Raw genomic sequence first — 18,046 nt, 5'->3', positions numbered from 1 at the left:
GGTTGAGGATTGTAGGGGGTTCGGCCGGGGGCTGTAAGCACTCCCTTGCGCCGGCCCGCCAAAAGCGCGCGCCGGGGCGACGCTCCTGCACGAACGCGTATTGGCAAGGCCTAGGACGACCCGCAAGCAGAAACATTCAAATATTCGATTATAAATAGCGGTATTTAGCGTTATTTAACTGATACGCGTAGATATATTATGGCTCGCACAGGCAGTTTGAGCCTTGAAGGGAGGTACCCATGAACAGTCGCAAGATCCAGCAGATTCTGCCCGGACGCAACAGCCGGGATGGTGATGGCGTGCGCATCCGGCGCGTGCTTGGCCAGCAGCAGCATGACCTCGATCCGTTTCTGATGCTGGATGAAATCCGTTCGGATGATCAGGCCGATTACGTCGGCGGCTTTCCCGCGCATCCCCATCGCGGCATCGAAACCCTGACCTACATGCTCTCCGGCGGCTTCATCCATGAAGACAACTTCGGCCACCGTGCCGAGCTGCGCAATGGCGGTGCCCAGTGGATGTCCACCGGCAGCGGCATCATCCATTCGGAAATGCCGCTGATCCATGACGGGCTGCTGCATGGCTTCCAGCTGTGGATCAACCTGCCGGCCGCACAGAAGATGAAGGCCCCGGAATACCGCCAGGCGGTCGCCGGCGAACTGCCCACGCTGAGCCTCGCCAGTGGCGGTTCGGCCCGGGTGTTTGGCGGCAGCTGGACGGTCGACGGCACGCTGCTCCGCAGCCCGCTGGATAGCCTGGCCGCTGGCGCGCGGACCCTCGACCTGCAGCTGCCCGCCGGGGCGAGCCTGAACCTCGCGTTGCCCGCGCAGGACACCCTGCTGGCGTATGTCTACGAGGGCATGCTGGCGACCGGGCTGCCGATCCAGCCGGGCCAGCTGGTCCGCTTCAGCGAAGGCGAGCAGGTCAGCCTGACTGCAGGTGCCGAGGGTGTGCGCCTGTTGTTGCTGGCCGGCACACCACTGGGCGAGCCGATCGTCCAGCACGGCCCGTTCGTGATGGACAGCGAAGCCGAAATCCAACAGGCCATTGCGGACTACCGCAACGGCATACTTGGCCAACCACCGCAAAACCCAGAAGGAGCTACACCATGAACCTGATGAACCTGCTGCACACTGACAAATCCCTGTCCTCACTGGTACTGCGCGTCGGCCTCGGCCTGGCGCTGATGCCGCATGGCGCACAAAAACTGTTCGGCTGGTTCGGCGGCTATGGTCTGGAGGGCACCGGTCAGTGGATGGACTCGATCGGCTTGCAGCCAGGCCTGCTGATGGCCGCGCTGGCCGGCTCGGCCGAGTTCTTCGGTGGTCTGGCGCTGGTACTGGGCCTGCTCACCCGCCCGGCGGCAGCGCTGACCGCCTTCACCATGCTGGTGGCGATCTTCAGCGTGCACAGCGGCAATGGCTTCTTCATGGCCAACAACGGCTATGAATATGGCTTCGTGCTACTGGTGGCTTCACTGGCCCTGCTGATTTCCGGCGCGGGCCGTTTCTCCCTGGATGGCCGGCTCAGCCATGCTGCTTGAGTCTGGCGTATAGCCGCTGCGGGGGTAGCTAACCACACGAGGTTACCCCCGCTGCTCAGCCGGTCAGCGTGGCCTGGTAGATCTGCATCTCCGGCGCGGCGCTGGCCAGTTGGGTCAGCGCGCCGGCGAACTGGCGCGACGCGGACAGGCCAAAATGCACCTGCAACGCCGCCTGGTCGGCCCAGCGCTCGACAAATACCAGGCGCAGCGGGTCTTCCGGATCCAGGTACACCGCATGGGCAATGCAGCCCGGCTCGCCGCGCGAGCGCCGTACATGCACCTGGCTCAGCGCCAGCGCCTCCTCCAGCCGTTCCGGCTGCACCTGCACACTTCCCAGCAAAACGATCATCAGCGTGTCTCCGCGTTCACTGGCTACCCAGCGTCTGAATGTAGCCGATCAGCGCAGCCAGGTCTGCGCCGGAACCGACATGCGTGGCGATCGAACGCATCCACATGCCCTGGATGTCGGCATGCGCTTCCGCGCCACGCCAGCCGCGTATGTAGCTGGCCAGTTGCTGGTCGATGTACCAGCCGCCGAGGAGGCGCAGGTTGGGGGCCTGCATCTGCGGATAACCCTGGGCCTGCACGCCGTGGCAGGCCGCGCAGGTGTCCAGGTAGCGCGCGGCGCCCAGCGGATCGGGCAACTCCGCGGCCGCCGCCAGGAGTACCGCGGGCAGGCCGGCGTAGTGCTGCGCCAGGCTGGCGATCTGCTGTTCGTCGAGACCAGCGGCCTGCGCACGCATGGCCTGCCCGGACGCATCCTGCCCGGCATAGCCGCGCCGGCCCGACTTGAAGTTGCTCAGCTGGCGTGCCAGGTAGGCGGCATCCTGACCGGCCAGGGGCGGCGCGCCAAGCGCCTGATTGCCCTGGCCCTGCGCGCCATGACAGCTCGCGCAACCGGCCAGCAACTCCGCTGCGGTGCCGTTGGCGGCTTGGGCACCGGCAGGTGCTAGCAGGAACAACAAAGACAGGCCGAAAATCTTGTGCATGTTTTTTACCTGTTAGTGGTTGAGGTCAGCCCGCCAAGTTGCACCTGCTCCTGATGCGCGATGCGTTCCAGCAATTCGCTGCGCACCTCACTGACCCGTGCCAGCGGCTGCTTGCGCAGCGGGCCAACTTCCGCCGCCGTGTAGGGTTGAAAATACACCGGCAGCTGCGCCGCGCTGAAGCGCAACAGCATCCAGTTCAGCAGACGCGCCAGATCGGCATCATTCAGTGCGGTCTGTGCCGAGCCTGGCACCTGCACGAGGAATTCTCGCCCGCCCGGCACGCTGAGGAAGCGGCCCATCTGGTTGCGCAAGTCCGGCACCTGACGCGAAGGAAAACCGCTGCCATCGGGCAGGTGACAACCCTGACAGTTGAGCATGTAGTCAGCCTCGGCCGGCTCGGTTGCCCAGCTCGAACTCGCCGCCAGCAACAGCAGCAGTGCCGCCGTGCGCATCAATGCTCCTTGACGCCAATCACCACCGACAGCGAGCAGTGATACGGCACGTTGGCCTGGCTGCCGGTACACCAGTTGAGGTCGTTGGAACTCTGTGGCCGGTAGATCGGCGTGTCACCTTGGTCGCGCTGGCAGATGCAGCGACCACAGTTACTCTTACCGCAGCAGTCGTTGTAGGAAATGATGTAGTCCTTGCCGTCGGTGGGATTGCGGCAGGTGCCAATCCAGGTGATGTCCGATTTCACCGTGCCCGGCGGGCAGCTGCTCGCCGAGCCGCCGCAGCAACCACAGAGGAAGCCATCGATGGCGCAGTGCCGCCAGTAGTCGCAGCTGTTCGGATCACCCTCCTCGTCAACGCTGGTCGCGGCGAAGGCGCCATTGCGGTAGACCGGCAGCAGGGTGAAAGCGCCGGCACCGATCAGCAGGGTGCCGAGCCCGCCGAGAAAGCCGCGCCGGGAGGTGCTGCGCGCCGTCTGCCGGGTCATTTTTTCGGTGAGTTGATCAAACCAGTTGTTTGCCATAGTCGCGTGATCCTTCAGCTGTGGGCCGCGTGAAATTGCTGGACCGAAGAAAAGCCCAGCTGCTTGGCCTCGAACAGGCTGTCCAGATGCTCGCGCGTATTGATCAGGCCATGGGCGGCGACCTTGCCCTGGGCGTCGATCAGCACAGCGTAGGGCAGCTTGCCGATCTGGTAGGCCAGACCGACCTCGGCCGACAGCAGGTAGGGAAACTCGTCGAGATTCTCCCGGCGAATGAAGGCCAGCTGTTCCTGCTCGTCACCGTCGCTGGCCAGCACCACGCGCAGCCAGCTGCGCTCCTGTGCCTGCGCCGACTTGAGCACCGGCAGCAGGGTCTTGCACACCGGGCAGGTCGGCGAGAGGAAGAACAACAGGGTCGACTGCCCGTTCGCGTTCACGCCGCCCAGACTCAACGCACCACCGGTCAGACTTGGCAGATTGAACGCTGGGGCCTCTTCCCCGGCCTTGATCACCTTGCCCAGCGACAGCGCACCGACCGGGCGAATGCGTTCGTGCAGCAAACCGATCTGCCGGGCCAGCGCCAGTACGACCAGCAACAGGCCGATGATGGCCAGCCAGGCAAGGATATTGGAGACGATCAGAGCCTCGGTCATAGAGAGAGTTCTCGTGCGGAGTGGTGGTTGGCGATCAAGATGTTCGCCAGCAGATAGAAGGCACAGCCACAAAGCAGCAGACAGCCGATCACCACGCCGTCATACAGCCCCAGTACACGGCCGCCCGGCGCCTGCAGCAGATTGAGGGCGAGCAGCGCGAGCAGCAGGTTGCGCCACACCAGCGGGGGGCTGACCGCCTGCCGCTGCTCGCCGACATGGCAACCGCAGTCGGCAATCCGCCGGCCTTGCAGCAGGCTCAGCGCCATCACCCCGGCATACAAGAGCAACAAGGCGGCAGCCAGCAGCGCCGCTGGGGCACGCCAGGAAGGCAGCAGCAGAGCCGCCGCGGCAGCCAGTTCCAGCACCGCCAGCAGCAGCGTCAGCGGCTTTTCCAGCCCACCAGGCAGCAGCCGGTAGTTCTGCAGTACCTGAGCGAAACCGCCACGGTCACGCAGTTTGTGCAGCGCCGCGGCGCCGAGCAACAACACCAGACCGAGGCTGGAAGCCGTCACCCAGACCGGATCGGTGAGCAGGCCGATCACCATGGCAGCACCATGTTCAGGTAGCCGTAGGGCAAGCCGTCGACCCTGCGCAAATGCTCGCCGCTGTCGGCGTCATACAGATTGATCTGCTGCTGCAAGCGGCGCAGTACGCCGTCCTTGCCCTCGGTGGCGAAGATCCAGGCGGTGGCGAGGAACGGCATCGGCATCACATAGTCGACGCTGTACAGCCGCGGCTGCGCGCCGGGGCTGACGCCGATGGAGATGCTCAGTTCCTCCAGCTCCAGCGCCTGCAGCTTGCTGCCGCTCTGCACGTCGTACACCCAGACCTCAGTGCCCGGCTCCTGGAAGGTCTCCGGGCCGCCCTGGTGCATCAGCACGAACAGCCGGCCACTCGCGGCGTGCACCGCAGTGTGCTGCACGCCGCTGATGCGCCAGTCATCCGCGCGCTCGGCGTCCGAGACCAGCGACCAGCTGCGCGCCACTTTCAACGCGTCGGCCGTCATCTGCACGGCGTAAGCATGGTTCTCGCGGGAGACGAAGTACCAGGTGTCGCCGATCCGCGAAGCCGAGGTGGTGAACAGGTCCTTGAGCGGGTCGAACAACGGCTGGCTGCGCTGCTTGAGCAGCACTGCGCCCTGATCATCCAGGCGCAAATGCAGAAAACTGCCGTCGCCGCAGATCGAGTAGAAATCGCGCGGGCCGGCCGGGTAGACCGAAGCGCAGCCGGGGGTTTCCACCTCGCCGACGAAGCGGTCGGCATTCAGGTCGATGATGCTGATCGACTGTGCCGGGGTGTAATTGAGCACCAGCAGGAAGCGCTCGTCGTCCGACAGCACGCTCAGGCCGGTGTTGCCCAGCGCGTTGATGCGTTTGGGCGGGATGGGAATTTCGCGTTTGGGTTTGAGCGTCAGCGGGTCGTAGACACTGACCACGTCGGTGCGCTCGCCGCGGGTGCCACGGCTGAAATAGGTTTCCACGGCGAACAGCTCATTGCGCGACTGCGCTGGCAACAGGCTGTTGAACCAGAAGCCGGTATCCAGCTGGCCGAGCATCTGGCCGTGGTCATCGAACAGCAGCGCGCGGCCGTCGATCATGCTCGGCGCGCGATTGCCCCAGATCCAGAACCAGTGCTGGCCGTCATGCTTTTCCAGCACTTCGACAGTGCCCTGCTCCAGGGCAATTTCCGCCAGTGCGGCAGGCATCTGGGCGGCAAGCGACAGGCCGCAAAGCATGAAGTAACTGGCCAGACGCTTGAGCATATGTGGGATTTCCATGTGGGGCAAAAGTGGACACCGGGGCTGTTTGCAGGCAGCCGCCCAGTGGTGGATTCTAGTCGTCCTAAGCCCGCGGCACATGACTGACCTCGCCAGGCACGTCGGACTTCGTTGCGCTCAACCCAACCTACATTTCACCTGCGCAAGCCCGTACTAGCCTTCGGCAATACAGACGCGGTTGCGCCCGCCACGCTTGGCCGCATACAGCGCGCGGTCGGCACGCGCGATCAGGCTCTCCAGATCCTCGTCGGCCGGTGTCAGCACGGCTACCCCGATCGATACGGTAAAGCGCAGCGTGTGGCCACCGGCAAGCGGCATACGCTCCTCCGCCAGGCGTTCGCGCAAGCGCTCGGCGACCAGGCGCACCTGTTCCAGGCCGGTCTCCGGCAGCAGGATGGCAAATTCCTCGCCGCCCATACGCCCGGCGATGTCAATCTCGCGCAGGGAGCCGCTGCAGATATCGCTGAAGCACTGCAGTACGCGGTCGCCGGTCTTGTGCCCATGGGTATCGTTGATCGCCTTGAAGTGGTCCAGGTCGATCACGCACAGCGACAGCGCCAAGCCGTAGCGGCGCGCCCGGGCCACCTCGTCGCTGGCCTTGTCGATGAAATAGCGGCGCGAGGCCAGGCCGGTCAGGTAATCCACCTGCACCTGATTCTGCAGTTCTGCTTGCAACGCCGTGCGGATGCGCACCTCGCTGCGCAGGCTGGCCGAGAGCAAGGCAAAGCGCATGGCAACCAGCGAAATGCCGCCCAGCGAGACCAGCGCCAGCAACAGGCCGACATACAGCCAGCGCAGGTCACGCGGCGGATTGCTGTCGTAGAGCAGGTGCTCCAGGGAGAAATCCTCGGGCAGCATGCCCAGCGCAGCATAGGTCTGCGCAATCCGCCGCCAGCGCTCCGGATTCATGTAACCCAGCTCGATCAGCACCGGCTGGATCAGCGGCACCATCTGCTGGTACTGGAAGCGCATGTGTTCGCGGGTGTGTTTCTGGCTGTAGTCCTGCTGCAGGACATCCATGATCTCGTCGGGATGCTCCATGGCATATTCCCAGCCGCGCAGGCTGGCCTGGCGAAACGCCCTGACCTGCTCCGGATGCAACTCGATCTGCCGTTCGGTGGTAAACAGGTTGAGGTCATAGAAGTCGATGCCCACATCCCGTGCGCTCAAGGTGCGGAAGGCGAAGCCGGCGCGGGCCAGGTAATCCGGCTCGTCGGAGGCGTAGGCCTGCATCGCATCGACCTTGCCGTTGAGCAAGTCGTGCGGGTCATAGCTGGGGTCGACGCGGATGTAGTCGTGTTCGGACAGGCCTTGCTTCCTGAACAGGGCCAGCAGTTCCGTGTTGTCCTCGACCATCATGACGCGCTTGCCGCGCAGCTCGGCGACCGAGCGGGCACCATCCTTCGGCACCAGCAAGACCACCGGGGAGTGCTGGAAGATCACCGCCAGCACCACCACCGGATTGCCCTTGTGCCGCTCGAGCAACAGCTTGGCATCGGAAATACCGTATTCGGCCTTGCCTTCGATGACCTGCCGCTCGGAAATCTCGCCCGGCTTTGACTCGACAATCTCGACATCCAGGCCGGCATCACGGTAGAAGCCCTTGGCCTTGGCCGCATAGAAACCGGCGAATTCGAACTGGTGCTGCCAGTTCAGCTGCAGGCGTACACGCTCCAGGCGTGGTTGTTCCAGCGCGCCGGCCGGCATGGCAAGCACCAGCAGCAACGCCAACAGGCGCCGGGGGCTACCACTGAAAAACCCTGCCGAGAAGATACTGCGCATGCCAGAAATCCGGAACGGACCCACCAATCAATAAATCCAGCGGCGCAGTGTATGCGATCCGTCAGCCGGCTTCGAGCCTGAAGCCGATTCGCGGGAAATGCACATGCAGCGTACCGGCCCGCGGATCTTCACGGCGCAGGATGAGTTCCTCGCTGCCGGCATACAGCAGCTCGCCGGCCACCGGATCGACACCGTAGTCGGTGGCGGCAATGCTCACCACCTGGCCAACTGCGAGGCCATGCAGCGGCACTGCCGGGGCGTCTGGCAGCGCTGCCGGAGTCGCCGCGCGTGCCACGGCCAGCGCATCCTCGGCCGCCAGCGGGCTGTGCGAACCATGCCCGAAGCCCAGTACCCGCGCCAGCCAGGCCGCCACTTCCGGATAGTCGTCCACCAGTGGCGCAGTCACCGGCGTGCTCCTGATGAACCACAGGCAATGCGCCAGCGAGAAGTCGGCAATCGAGGGCTGGCCAAACAGGAACTCGCCCTCCTCGCGCGCCAGCTGCTGCTGCAGGCGGCCCATCAGGGTTGGCCATTGCTGGCGCGCCTGCTCCAGCGGCAGGCGACTGCTCGAGCCACCGCTGAACAGTCCGGCGCGGTCCGCCATGAAGGCCTTCTGCACTTCCACGGGCAACTTGCCCATGCGCAGCGCCATCGACTCCGGCTGGAACACCAGGCTGACCGCATGCTGGAACACCACGCTGTCGACCCACAGGGCGAAGCTGGCGCTGGTGAACTCCTGGCCCTCGGGAAACAGCGTGGGAGTGGTCTTTTCGGCTTCCAGGCGCCGGGCAATCAGCGCCGTATCGCAGTAGATATCCGCGCCAATCTGCAGCACCGGGGTCTTGCGGTAGCCACCGGTGAGGGCTGTCAGGTCGGGCTTGGGCATGATCCGCGGGATATCCACCCAGCGCCAGCTCAGCTGCTTGTAGCCCAGGATCAGACGAACCTTCTCGGCAAACGGCGAAGCGTCGTAGTTGTGCAGGATCACTTCATGCATGGCAATGTCCTTCGGTGAGTGGCCAGGCCGCAAAGCTTACGCGCCCGTCCCGGGCGCAACCATCCGGGCGGGCTTATCGGGGCTTATCAGGCTGATGGATGGCGGGCTGGCCGCCAGCACTTCCTTGGCCGGCTTGGGCAACTGCTTGATCGCCCGTTCGCGGCGCAGCGCCGCCGAGCGGTCCGCGCAGGCCTCCACATATACCAGCGCCCGAGCCGGACTGGAGAAAAAGAACCGTGCGCCCTTGCCGGCCTGGTGCTGGGCGAAGCGGCGCACTGGATCATCGCTGATACCGCAGTACAGGGCGCCATTGGCGGCGCGCACCAGGTAGACAAACCAGGGCCGATTCACGCCATCAGGCCCAGAACTGCTCGCGCACCCGCTGGCAATACGCCACCAGCCGCGGAAACTCTCGGGCCATCCGATTCACCGGGGTTTCCGCAGTGGCGAGGATCAGGTTGGCCAGTACCCCGTAGGCTGAAGCGTCGGCGCTGCACGGCTGCGCGCCACCAAAGAAGGCCGCCGCACCCAGCAGCGCGTCGAGCGCCTGCAGGTCTTCCCGGGCAAAATCCAGCAGTTCGTTCCGCGAGTGCCGCCCGATGCCTTGCGCCACATAACCGTTAGCCAGCTTGCGGCGTATCAGCCCGGGGACAATCCAGCGCAGCGGTGCCGGCAACGTGCCGAAGAAGGCCGGTTTGATCTGCGCCCAGCCCTCGTCGTCAATCCAGCGGAAATACACCGTCAATACCGCCAGATGCTCATCGCAGAGCCGCGCAATCGCCAGCGCACGGGCCCGGCCGGGCGCATCCAGCGGCGCATCGAGGTCGCTGCCGCGCTCGCTCAGCGTGCGCAGGATGATCGCCGAGTCGGCAATCAGCTGGCCGTCCAGCTCGATGAAGGGCAGCTTGCCGCGGGGGGCCTTGCGCGGGTCGGCCATGCTCCTGACCCGGTACTCCAGCCCGGCCATGCGCAGGTAAGTCTCGACCTTGAGGCAGTACGGGCTGGGGTTGGGAACGTTGAAGGCCGGAGCGAACTGGAAAAGCGTGAGCATGTCGATGATCCGCAGGGACACAGGCGCCGAGGTTAGGCAATTATCGGCGCACTGACCAGCCTGTTCAGGTCAAGCGAAGGTAACAACGAGGGGTTTATCCGTCCGCCCCAAGGACAGTCAATGCAGTATCTGGCTGAGGAACAGTTGGGTCCGCTCATTCTGCGGATGATTGAAGAAGGTCTCGGGATCGGCCTGCTCGACGATCTCGCCTTTGTCCATGAAGATCACCCGGTTCGCCACGGTGCGCGCAAAGCCCATCTCGTGAGTCACGCAGAGCATGGTCATGCCGTCTTCGGCGAGGCCGATCATGGTATCCAGTACTTCCTTGACCATCTCCGGATCCAGTGCCGAAGTCGGCTCGTCGAACAGCATGATCTTGGGCTTCATGCACAGCGCGCGGGCAATCGCCACGCGCTGCTGCTGGCCGCCGGACAGCTGGCCGGGAAACTTGTTGGCCTGTTCCGGAATGCGCACGCGCTTGAGGAAGTGCATGGCCACCTCCTCGGCCTGCTTGCGCGGCATCTGGCGCACCCACATCGGCGCCAGCGTGCAGTTCTGCAGCACGGTCAGGTGCGGGAACAGGTTGAAGTGCTGGAACACCATGCCCACTTCGCGGCGGATCGCCTCGATATGCTTGAGGTCGCTGGTCAGCTCGGTGCCGTCGACGACGATGCGCCCCTGCTGGTGTTCTTCCAGGCGGTTGATGCAGCGGATGGTGGTCGACTTGCCCGAACCGGACGGCCCGCAGAGGACGATGCGCTCGCCCGGCTGCACGCTCAGGTTGATGTCCTTGAGCACATGGAACTGGCCGTACCACTTGTTTACCCCCTGCAGCAGGATCATCGGCTCGCTGGCGGGCTTTAGGCTGGCTTGACTCATCTACTTGGCTCCTGGCAACTCGTTAAACCGATTATGCGCTGCATACCCCTCTCCCTATCCCTCGGCTTTGGCTTCCTGCGTCGCTCTACCTCCTGCATCCATGCAGTCGTCTCCCCAAGGGGCGAGGGGATGACTGCCCTACCGCTTGTGCCCCGTGTCCAGCCTGTGTTCCAGGCGCAGGGAATAGCGCGACATGCCGAAACAGAAGATCCAGAACACCAGGGCGGCAAACACGTAGCCCTCGGTGGCCATGCCGATCCAGGCCGGGTCGGTGGTGGCCTGCTTGATGCTGTTGAGCAGGTCGAACAGGCCGATGATGATCACCAGGCTGGTGTCCTTGAACAGGGCAATGAAGGTGTTGACGATGCCCGGGATCACCAGTTTCAGCGCCTGCGGCAAAATCACCAAACCCATCATCCGCCAGTAACCCAGCCCCAGCGCCGCTGCCGCCTCGTACTGCCCCTTGGGAATCGCCTGCAGGCCGCCGCGCACCACCTCGGCGATATAGGCCGACTGGAACAGGATCACCCCGATCAGCGCGCGCACCAGCTTGTCGAAGCTCAGCCCTTCGGGCAGAAACAGCGGCAGCATCACCGAGGACATGAACAGCACGGTGATCAGCGGCACGCCGCGCCAGAACTCGATGAAGGTCACGCACAGCACGCGAATCGCCGGCAGGTCCGAGCGCCGCCCGAGCGCCAGCAGGATGCCCAGCGGCAGGGCGCCGGCAATGCCGACGGCGGCAATCACCAGGGTCAGCATCAGGCCGCCCCACTGGCTGGTATTGACCTGCTCCAGGCCGAGGAATCCGCCATGCAGCAGCCAGAAGGCCAGCAGCGGATACAGCAGCAGATAGCCCGGGGCATAGAGCAGCTTGCGCGGCATGCGCGCGACAAACAGTGGCGCTGCCCCGAAAATCGCCAGCAGCACCGTCAGGTTGACCCGCCAGCGCAGTTCCTCGGGATAAAAGCCGTACATGAACTGGCTGAAGCGTTCGCGGACGAACACCCAGCAGGCGCCGTCGCCGGTGCAATCGCTGCGCGTGCTGCCAGTCCAGTCGGCATCGATGAAGGCCCACTGCAGCAACGGTGGAATCACCAGCCAGACCAGGTAGGCCGCGAGCAGGGTCAGCAGTGTATTGAACCAGTTGGAAAACAGGTTGCTGCGCAGCCAGGCCAGCACCCCCGTGCTCAGCGGTGGAGGTGGCAGATCGGGCTTGAAGGTATGGGTTTGCATGCGCTTACCTCTCGACCAGCGCAATGCGCTTGTTGTACCAGTTCATCAGCAGCGAAATGCTGATGCTGATGGACAGGTAGACACTCATGGTAATGGCGATCACCTCGATCGCCTGGCCGGTCTGGTTGAGCACCGTGCCGGCAAACAGCGAGACCATGTCCGGATAGCCGATGCCGGCGGCCAGCGAGGAATTCTTCACCATGTTCAGGTACTGGCTGGTGAGCGGCGGGATGATCACCCGCAGGGCCTGCGGAATGATGACCTTGCGCAGGGTCACGCCCGGCTTGAGCCCGAGCGAGCGGGCGGCTTCGGTCTGCCCGTGACTGACCGCCTGGATGCCCGAGCGCACGATCTCGGCAATGAAGGCCGCGGTATACACCGTCAGCGCCAGGGTCAGTGCCATCAGTTCGGGAATCACCACCAGGCCGCCGCGGAAGTTGAAGCCTTGCAGCGTGGGCAAGGTCCATGCGAACGGGTTGCCGAACAGCAGCAGGGTCAGGCCCGGCAGTACCAGCAGCAGGCCCAGCGAGACCAGCAGCGCCGGAAACGGCTGTCCCGTGGCCTCGAAGCGCCGGCGCCCCCAGCGCACCAGCAGGACCACGACCAGCAAGGCCAGGCCAAGGCCGATCAGGAATGGCCAGAAACCCTCGGCCATGGATGGGGCCGGCATGTTCAGGCCGCGGTTGCTGAGAAAAAACGTATCGCCGATGCTGAGGCTCTGCCGGGGACCGGGCAACGGCAGCAAGACAGCGAAGTACCAGAAAAATATCTGCAGCAATGGCGGGATGTTGCGGAATATCTCGATGTAGATGGTCGCCAGTTTGCTGATCAGCCAGTTCGGTGACAGCCGCGCCACCCCGAGGACAAAGCCGAGCAGGGTGGCCAGCACGATACCGATCACCGAGACCAGCAGGGTGTTGAGCAAGCCGATGAAGAACACCCGCCCGTAGCTGCTGCTTTCGCTGTAGTCGATCAGGTGCTGGGAAATGCCGAAGCCGGCGCTCTGCTCGAGGAAACCGAACCCCGAGAGAATGCCGCGCTGCTGCAGGTTGTGCTGGGTGTTGGCAAACAGGAACCAGCCCAGCGCGACGACCGCGATCACCGCCAGCACCTGGAACAGCCAGGCGCGCACTTGCGGGTCAGTGAGTAACGATGAGCGTATTGAAGAAGAAGCAGGCATGGGCAACACGGTCCTCTGCAAGCACCCGGTCACTGTCGTGAGCGGGCCGTTCCGGAACAACGCCGCCCCGGAATGGGGCGGCGATACCCAGGATCAGCGCACCGGCGGCGCGTACTGCAGACCACCCTTGTTCCACAGGGCATTCAGGCCGCGTTCGATCTTCAGTTCACTGCCTGAGCCGACATTGCGCTCGAACGACTCGGCATAGTTGCCGACCTGCTTGACGATCTTGACCGCCCAGTCCTTGGGCAGCTTCAGGTCCTTGCCATAGTCCCCCTCGGCCCCAAGCAGGCGCGCCACATCCGGGTTCTTGGTGGTCTTGGCCATCTCCTCGACATTCTGCGAAGTCACGCCCAGCTCTTCGGCATTGAGCATGGCAAACAGCGTCCAGCGCACGATGTGGAACCACTCGTCGTCACCCTGGCGCACGGCCGGGCCGAGGGGTTCCTTGGAGATGACTTCCGGCAGCACGGCATACTCGTCGGGAGCCGCCAGCTTGATGCGCTGCGCATAGAGTTGCGACTGGTCGGACGTCAGCACATCGCAGCGGCCGGACTCCAGCGACTTGGCGCTCTCGTCGGAGGTGTCATAGGTGATCGGGGTGTACTTCAGGCCATTGCTGCGAAAGTAGTCGGCCAGATTCAGCTCGGTGGTGGTGCCGGCCTGGATGCACACGGTGGCCCCATCCAGCTCCTTGGCGCTGGCAATACCCAGCTTCTTGTTCACCAGAAAGCCTTGACCATCGTAGTAGGTCACGCCAGTGAAGTTCAGGCCCATGGCCGCATCACGCGAACTGGTCCAGGTGGTGTTGCGCGAGAGGATATCGACTTCGCCGGATTGCAAGGCGGTGAAGCGCTCCTTGGCGGTCAGCGGACTGTAACGAACCTTGGATGCATCGCCGAAGACGGCTGCGGCCACCGCACGGCACACATCCACATCCAGGCCGAGGTAGTTGCCCTTGGCATCGGCGTAGGAAAATCCCGGCAAGCCATCGCTGATGCCGCACTGCACATAGCCTTTCTTGGTCACGGCATCCAGGGTTGCGCCGGCCTGGGCCACACCGCTGATGCCAATCAGCCCAGTCGCTGCAACAACTGCCAGAGTCAATTTGTTCATTTTCATACAGCCTCCAGATACAACCATAGAAAAAGAGTCAGCCTCAGCTGCCTGACATTGCCCGGGATCCAGGCATGCGGCGAGCAAACACCAGCACAGGGGTAATTACAGAAACGAGTCTAGTAGAAGATCCGGCAGATGCCGGATCTGATGTGCGTCATCAAAGAACGCAATAAACATGCCGCCACCCACCCAGGCCCAGGGCGCTGATAATCCGCCGGATTGCCCGCACTTGAACCGCACCACTTCCGCTGCATAATGCCGCACACGCTGCCTTATGCAGCAGCCGCACCCTTCAGGAGCGCTACATGACCGAGCCATTGATCCTGCAGCCCAGCCAGACCGCCGATGCCTGCGTGATCTGGCTGCACGGCCTGGGCGCCGACCGCTATGACTTCCTGCCGGTCGCCGAGGCCCTGCAGGAAATCCTGCCCTCCACCCGCTTCGTGCTGCCGCAGGCGCCGACCCGCGCCGTGACCATCAATGGCGGCTATGCCATGCCCAGCTGGTACGACATCCTGGCCATGAGTCCGGCCCGGGCGATCAACCGCGAGCAACTGGAAAGCTCGACCCTGCAACTGATCCAGCTGATCGAGGCGCAGCGCGACAGCGGCATCGATCCGGCGCGGATCATCCTCGCCGGCTTCTCCCAGGGCGGCGCAGTGGTCCTGCACTGCGCCTTCCTGCGCTGGCAGGGCCCGCTGGGCGGGGTGCTGGCGCTGTCGACCTATGCGCCGACCTTCGATGAATCCCTACAACTGCCCGCCGACAAGCAGGCACTGCCGGTATTTTGCCTGCATGGCAGCCGGGACGAGGTCGTCGACCTGGCCATGGGTCGCGCCGCCTACGATTTCCTCGCCGAGCGCGGAGTAGCCGCCAGCTGGCAGGAATATCCGATGGGCCATGAAGTGCTGCCCGGCGAGGTCCGTGATATCGGCCACTGGCTCGGTGCAAGGCTCAGGGTTTGCTAGATTGCACACCTATTGATTGGTTACGGACCAATATTGCAGGAGCCAGCTTGCTGGCGATCAGGCGCGCGAAGTGCATCGCCAGCAAGCTGGCTCCTACCGATCACATGCAAAATTGACTCTGTATCCATTAACCAACAAAAACGGATAACCGATCATGCGCAAAGCCTTGTTAGCCCTGCTGCTCCTGCTCGTCATCGGTCTGGCCGTCTTTTTCAGCGTGCCGCGCCTGGTCGACCAGGACCTGAACCGCGTCCTGCAGCCCGCGCCGTACCCGGCCAGCCAGGCTGCCAGCGACCTGCACGCGCGGCTGTTCGTCGCCGACCTGCACGACGATGCCCTGCTCTGGCAGCGCGACCTGCTCAAGCGCATCGACTACGGCCACACCGACCTGCCGCGCCTGCTCGAAGGGCGTGTCGGCCTGCAGGTGTTCTCCACCGTGACCAAGACCCCGCGTGGGCTGAATTACGAACGCAACAGTGGCGACAGCGACAGCGTGACCCTGCTGGTGATGGCCCAGCGCTGGCCGCGCGCCACCTGGACCAGCCTGCTGCAGCGCGCGCTGTACCAGAGCGAGAAACTGCACCAGGCCGCCGCCGCAAGCAACGGCCAGCTGCGCGTCATCCGCAGCCGTGCCGACCTTCAGCGCTACCTGGAGGATCGCCAGCAACAACCGCTGCAGCTCGCCGGCCTGCTCGCCACCGAAGGCCTGCAGCCCCTCGAGGGCCAGCTGGAGAATATCGACCGGCTGTACGACGCCGGCTTCCGCATGACCGGCCTGACGCACTTCTTCGACAACGAAATTGGCGGCTCCGCCCATGGCATCGACAAGGGCGGGCTGACCGCCTTCGGCCGCGAGGTGATCCCGCGCCTGCAGCAAAAGCACATGCTGATCGACCTGGCGCATGCCTCCAAGCCGCTGATCGACGATGTCCTCGCCATCAGCACCCAGCCGCTGGTGGTCTCCCACACCGGGGTGGCCGGTACCTGCCCCGGCCCGCGCAACCTGACCGACCAGCACCTGCAGCAGATTGCCGCCACCGGCGGGATTGTCGGTATCGGCTACTGGGACGGGGCAATCTGCGACCCGTCGGTTGCCAGCATCGTCAAGGCGATCCGCTACAGCGCCGACCTGATCGGCGTCGAGCACGTGGCGCTGGGCTCGGATTTCGACGGCGCGACCAGCACACCGTTCGACACCACTGGCCTGGTACAGATCACTCAGGGCCTGATCGATGCAGGTTTCAGCGAAGCCGACATTGCCGCGATCATGGGCGGCAATGTGCGCGACCTGCTGCTCAGGACCCTGCCGCAGGACTGAACCGGCGCGCTGCGGCTGCTTGGTGCTTCGCCGCGCGCGCTTCTTGCTTTACACTGGCGAGCGTTCATTCCTTAACCAATCGATGAGATCACCGTGCTCAAAGCACTCAAGAACATGTTCAAGGGCGACAATCCCGCTGCCGGGAGCGCTGACAGCAGCGCCGGCAACCTGCAGCCGGCGCCCGCCAGCCCCAGCCAATCCAGTGCTGCTGCACCCGACCGCGAAACGTCTGCCGCGCAGCCGGAGCAGGGCGAGCGCCAGCCGCGCGCCGACAAACCACGCGCACCAAGGCCTCCGCGGGAAAAGCCGGCCAAGCCGGCTGACAGCTGGAAACTCGAGGACTTCGTCGTCGAACCACAAGAAGGCAAGACCCGTTTCCACGATTTCAAGCTGTCCCCGGAGCTGATGCACGCGATCCATGACCTCGGCTTCCCCTACTGCACGCCGATCCAGGCCCAGGTGCTCGGCCACACCCTGCGCGGCAAGGACGCCATCGGCCGCGCCCAGACCGGCACCGGCAAGACCGCCGCGTTCCTGATCTCGATCATCACCCAGCTGCTGCGCACGCCGCCGCCAGCCGAACGCTTCATGGGCGAACCGCGCGCACTGATCATTGCGCCAACCCGCGAACTGGTGGTGCAGATCGCCAATGACGCGCTGGCGCTGAACAAGTACACCGGGCTGAACGTGATGAGCTTCGTCGGCGGCATGGACTTCGACAAGCAACTGCGCCAGCTGGAATCGCGCTACTGCGACATCCTGGTGGCCACCCCGGGTCGCCTGCTGGACTTCAACCAGCGTGGCGAAGTGCACCTGGACATGGTCGAAGTCATGGTCCTCGATGAAGCCGACCGCATGCTCGACATGGGCTTCATCCCGCAGGTACGGCAGATCATCCGCCAGACCCCGATGAAGGGCGAACGCCAGACCCTGCTGTTCTCCGCCACCTTCACCGAAGACGTGATGAACCTGGCCAAGCAGTGGACCACTGACCCGGCGATCGTCGAGATCGAGCCGGAAAACGTCGCCAGCGACACGGTCGAGCAGCATGTCTACGCGGTGGCCGGCAGCGACAAGTACAAACTGCTGTACAACCTGATTTCGCAAAACAACTGGATCCGCGTGATGGTCTTTGCCAACCGCAAGGATGAAGTGCGGCGCATCGAGGAACGCCTGACCCGCGACGGCATCAGTGCCGTGCAGATGTCCGGCGATGTGCCGCAGCACAAGCGGATCAAGGCGCTGGAAGGCTTCCGCGAAGGCAAGATCCGCGTGATGGTCGCCACCGACGTGGCCGGGCGCGGCATTCACGTCGAGGCCATCAGCCACGTGATCAACTTCACCCTGCCGGAAACCCCGGACGACTACGTGCACCGTATCGGGCGTACCGGTCGCGCCGGCGCCAGCGGCACCTCGATCAGCTTCGCCGGCGAGGATGATGCCTACGCCCTGCCCGCCATCGAGGCCCTGCTCGGGCGCAAGATCCACTGCGAGCAACCGCCCACCGAACTGCTCAAGCCGGTGCCACGCAAGCACTGACAGCCGCAACCGGGAATAAGGGTGAGGCAGGCAACGGCTTCACCCTTTTTTGTACCCCTGGGTAGTGGACGGCGGGCGAGCCGA

The 18,046-nt window shown here is 64.2% G+C and carries 20 protein-coding genes; 5 read left to right on the top strand and 15 right to left on the bottom strand.

Translation table 11 applies throughout. The annotated features are described in order from the left end of the window. Window positions 1-239: 239 nt before the first annotated feature. On the top strand, window positions 240-1,112 hold the full coding sequence (locus ISX93_RS06945; protein WP_195777979.1) for a pirin family protein: 873 nt from the start codon (window positions 240-242) through the stop codon (window positions 1,110-1,112). Beyond that, window positions 1,109-1,543, top strand: a complete 435-nt coding sequence (locus tag ISX93_RS06940) for a DoxX family protein (RefSeq protein WP_195777978.1) — start codon at window positions 1,109-1,111, stop codon at window positions 1,541-1,543. The genes ISX93_RS06945 and ISX93_RS06940 overlap by 4 nt, the downstream gene beginning before the upstream one ends. Before the next feature lie 55 nt (window positions 1,544-1,598). On the opposite strand, the gene ISX93_RS06935 is transcribed toward ISX93_RS06940, so the two are convergent. From ISX93_RS06935 to ISX93_RS06865, 15 genes are all read right to left on the bottom strand, one after another. Next, window positions 1,599-1,892, bottom strand: a complete 294-nt coding sequence (locus ISX93_RS06935; RefSeq protein ID WP_195777977.1) for a putative quinol monooxygenase — start codon at window positions 1,890-1,892, stop codon at window positions 1,599-1,601. Window positions 1,893-1,908: 16 nt separating this feature from the next. Beyond that, window positions 1,909-2,532 (bottom strand): cytochrome c4, encoded by a 624-nt coding sequence (locus tag ISX93_RS06930; protein WP_195777976.1) that lies wholly within the window; start codon window positions 2,530-2,532, stop codon window positions 1,909-1,911. Between the two features lie 5 nt (window positions 2,533-2,537). Continuing rightward, a complete protein-coding gene (locus tag ISX93_RS06925; protein ID WP_195777975.1) occupies window positions 2,538-2,984 on the bottom strand; it encodes a cytochrome c in 447 nt (148 codons plus the stop codon). Further along, the gene (locus ISX93_RS06920) at window positions 2,984-3,505 is read right to left on the bottom strand and encodes a methylamine dehydrogenase light chain (protein ID WP_195777974.1); all 522 of its coding nucleotides are present in this window, start codon (window positions 3,503-3,505) and stop codon (window positions 2,984-2,986) included. Before ISX93_RS06920 ends, ISX93_RS06925 begins: the two co-directional genes overlap by 1 nt. A gap of 14 nt (window positions 3,506-3,519) precedes the next feature. Beyond that, window positions 3,520-4,116: a methylamine dehydrogenase accessory protein MauD gene (gene mauD, locus ISX93_RS06915; RefSeq protein ID WP_195777973.1), complete on the bottom strand. Its 597-nt coding sequence runs from the start codon at window positions 4,114-4,116 to the stop codon at window positions 3,520-3,522. Further along, window positions 4,113-4,661, bottom strand: a complete 549-nt coding sequence (locus ISX93_RS06910; RefSeq protein ID WP_195777972.1) for a MauE/DoxX family redox-associated membrane protein — start codon at window positions 4,659-4,661, stop codon at window positions 4,113-4,115. The genes mauD and ISX93_RS06910 overlap by 4 nt, the downstream gene beginning before the upstream one ends. Then, entirely contained in the window at window positions 4,655-5,878 is a 1,224-nt protein-coding gene (locus ISX93_RS06905) for an amine dehydrogenase large subunit (RefSeq protein WP_195777971.1), read from the bottom strand. The genes ISX93_RS06910 and ISX93_RS06905 overlap by 7 nt, the downstream gene beginning before the upstream one ends. A 168-nt stretch (window positions 5,879-6,046) precedes the next feature. Further along, window positions 6,047-7,675, bottom strand: a complete 1,629-nt coding sequence (locus ISX93_RS06900) for a GGDEF domain-containing protein (RefSeq protein ID WP_195777970.1) — start codon at window positions 7,673-7,675, stop codon at window positions 6,047-6,049. Window positions 7,676-7,736: 61 nt separating this feature from the next. Beyond that, window positions 7,737-8,672, bottom strand: a complete 936-nt coding sequence (locus tag ISX93_RS06895; RefSeq protein WP_195777969.1) for a glutathione S-transferase family protein — start codon at window positions 8,670-8,672, stop codon at window positions 7,737-7,739. 36 nt (window positions 8,673-8,708) lie between these two features. Further along, window positions 8,709-9,062: a GIY-YIG nuclease family protein gene (locus tag ISX93_RS06890; protein WP_195778024.1), complete on the bottom strand. Its 354-nt coding sequence runs from the start codon at window positions 9,060-9,062 to the stop codon at window positions 8,709-8,711. Further along, window positions 9,028-9,723 (bottom strand): glutathione S-transferase family protein, encoded by a 696-nt coding sequence (locus tag ISX93_RS06885; protein ID WP_195777968.1) that lies wholly within the window; start codon window positions 9,721-9,723, stop codon window positions 9,028-9,030. Before ISX93_RS06885 ends, ISX93_RS06890 begins: the two co-directional genes overlap by 35 nt. A gap of 117 nt (window positions 9,724-9,840) precedes the next feature. Beyond that, on the bottom strand, window positions 9,841-10,602 hold the full coding sequence (locus ISX93_RS06880) for an amino acid ABC transporter ATP-binding protein (RefSeq protein WP_195777967.1): 762 nt from the start codon (window positions 10,600-10,602) through the stop codon (window positions 9,841-9,843). Window positions 10,603-10,740: 138 nt separating this feature from the next. Beyond that, window positions 10,741-11,838 carry an amino acid ABC transporter permease gene (locus ISX93_RS06875; protein WP_195777966.1) on the bottom strand — a complete coding sequence of 366 codons (1,098 nt, stop codon included), beginning with the start codon at window positions 11,836-11,838 and terminating at the stop codon, window positions 10,741-10,743. A gap of 4 nt (window positions 11,839-11,842) precedes the next feature. After that, window positions 11,843-13,018, bottom strand: coding sequence for an amino acid ABC transporter permease (locus tag ISX93_RS06870; RefSeq protein WP_195777965.1), 1,176 nt, complete (start codon window positions 13,016-13,018; stop codon window positions 11,843-11,845). A gap of 93 nt (window positions 13,019-13,111) precedes the next feature. After that, a complete protein-coding gene (locus tag ISX93_RS06865; protein WP_195777964.1) occupies window positions 13,112-14,140 on the bottom strand; it encodes an amino acid ABC transporter substrate-binding protein in 1,029 nt (342 codons plus the stop codon). Window positions 14,141-14,442: 302 nt separating this feature from the next. On the opposite strand from ISX93_RS06865, the gene ISX93_RS06860 reads away from it, so the two are divergent. The 3 genes from ISX93_RS06860 to rhlB all read left to right on the top strand — a co-directional run bounded on the left by ISX93_RS06860 (window position 14,443) and on the right by rhlB (window position 17,962). Next, window positions 14,443-15,105 (top strand): alpha/beta hydrolase, encoded by a 663-nt coding sequence (locus tag ISX93_RS06860; protein ID WP_195777963.1) that lies wholly within the window; start codon window positions 14,443-14,445, stop codon window positions 15,103-15,105. 154 nt (window positions 15,106-15,259) lie between these two features. Beyond that, window positions 15,260-16,423 (top strand): dipeptidase, encoded by a 1,164-nt coding sequence (locus tag ISX93_RS06855; RefSeq protein WP_195777962.1) that lies wholly within the window; start codon window positions 15,260-15,262, stop codon window positions 16,421-16,423. 93 nt (window positions 16,424-16,516) lie between these two features. Continuing rightward, window positions 16,517-17,962, top strand: a complete 1,446-nt coding sequence (rhlB, locus tag ISX93_RS06850; RefSeq protein ID WP_195777961.1) for an ATP-dependent RNA helicase RhlB — start codon at window positions 16,517-16,519, stop codon at window positions 17,960-17,962. Window positions 17,963-18,046 lie beyond the last annotated feature (84 nt).

Source organism: Pseudomonas sp. N040 (genome assembly GCF_015637705.1).
Lineage (GTDB): Bacteria > Pseudomonadota > Gammaproteobacteria > Pseudomonadales > Pseudomonadaceae > Aquipseudomonas.
This window is presented reverse-complemented; position numbering and strand designations above follow the sequence as displayed.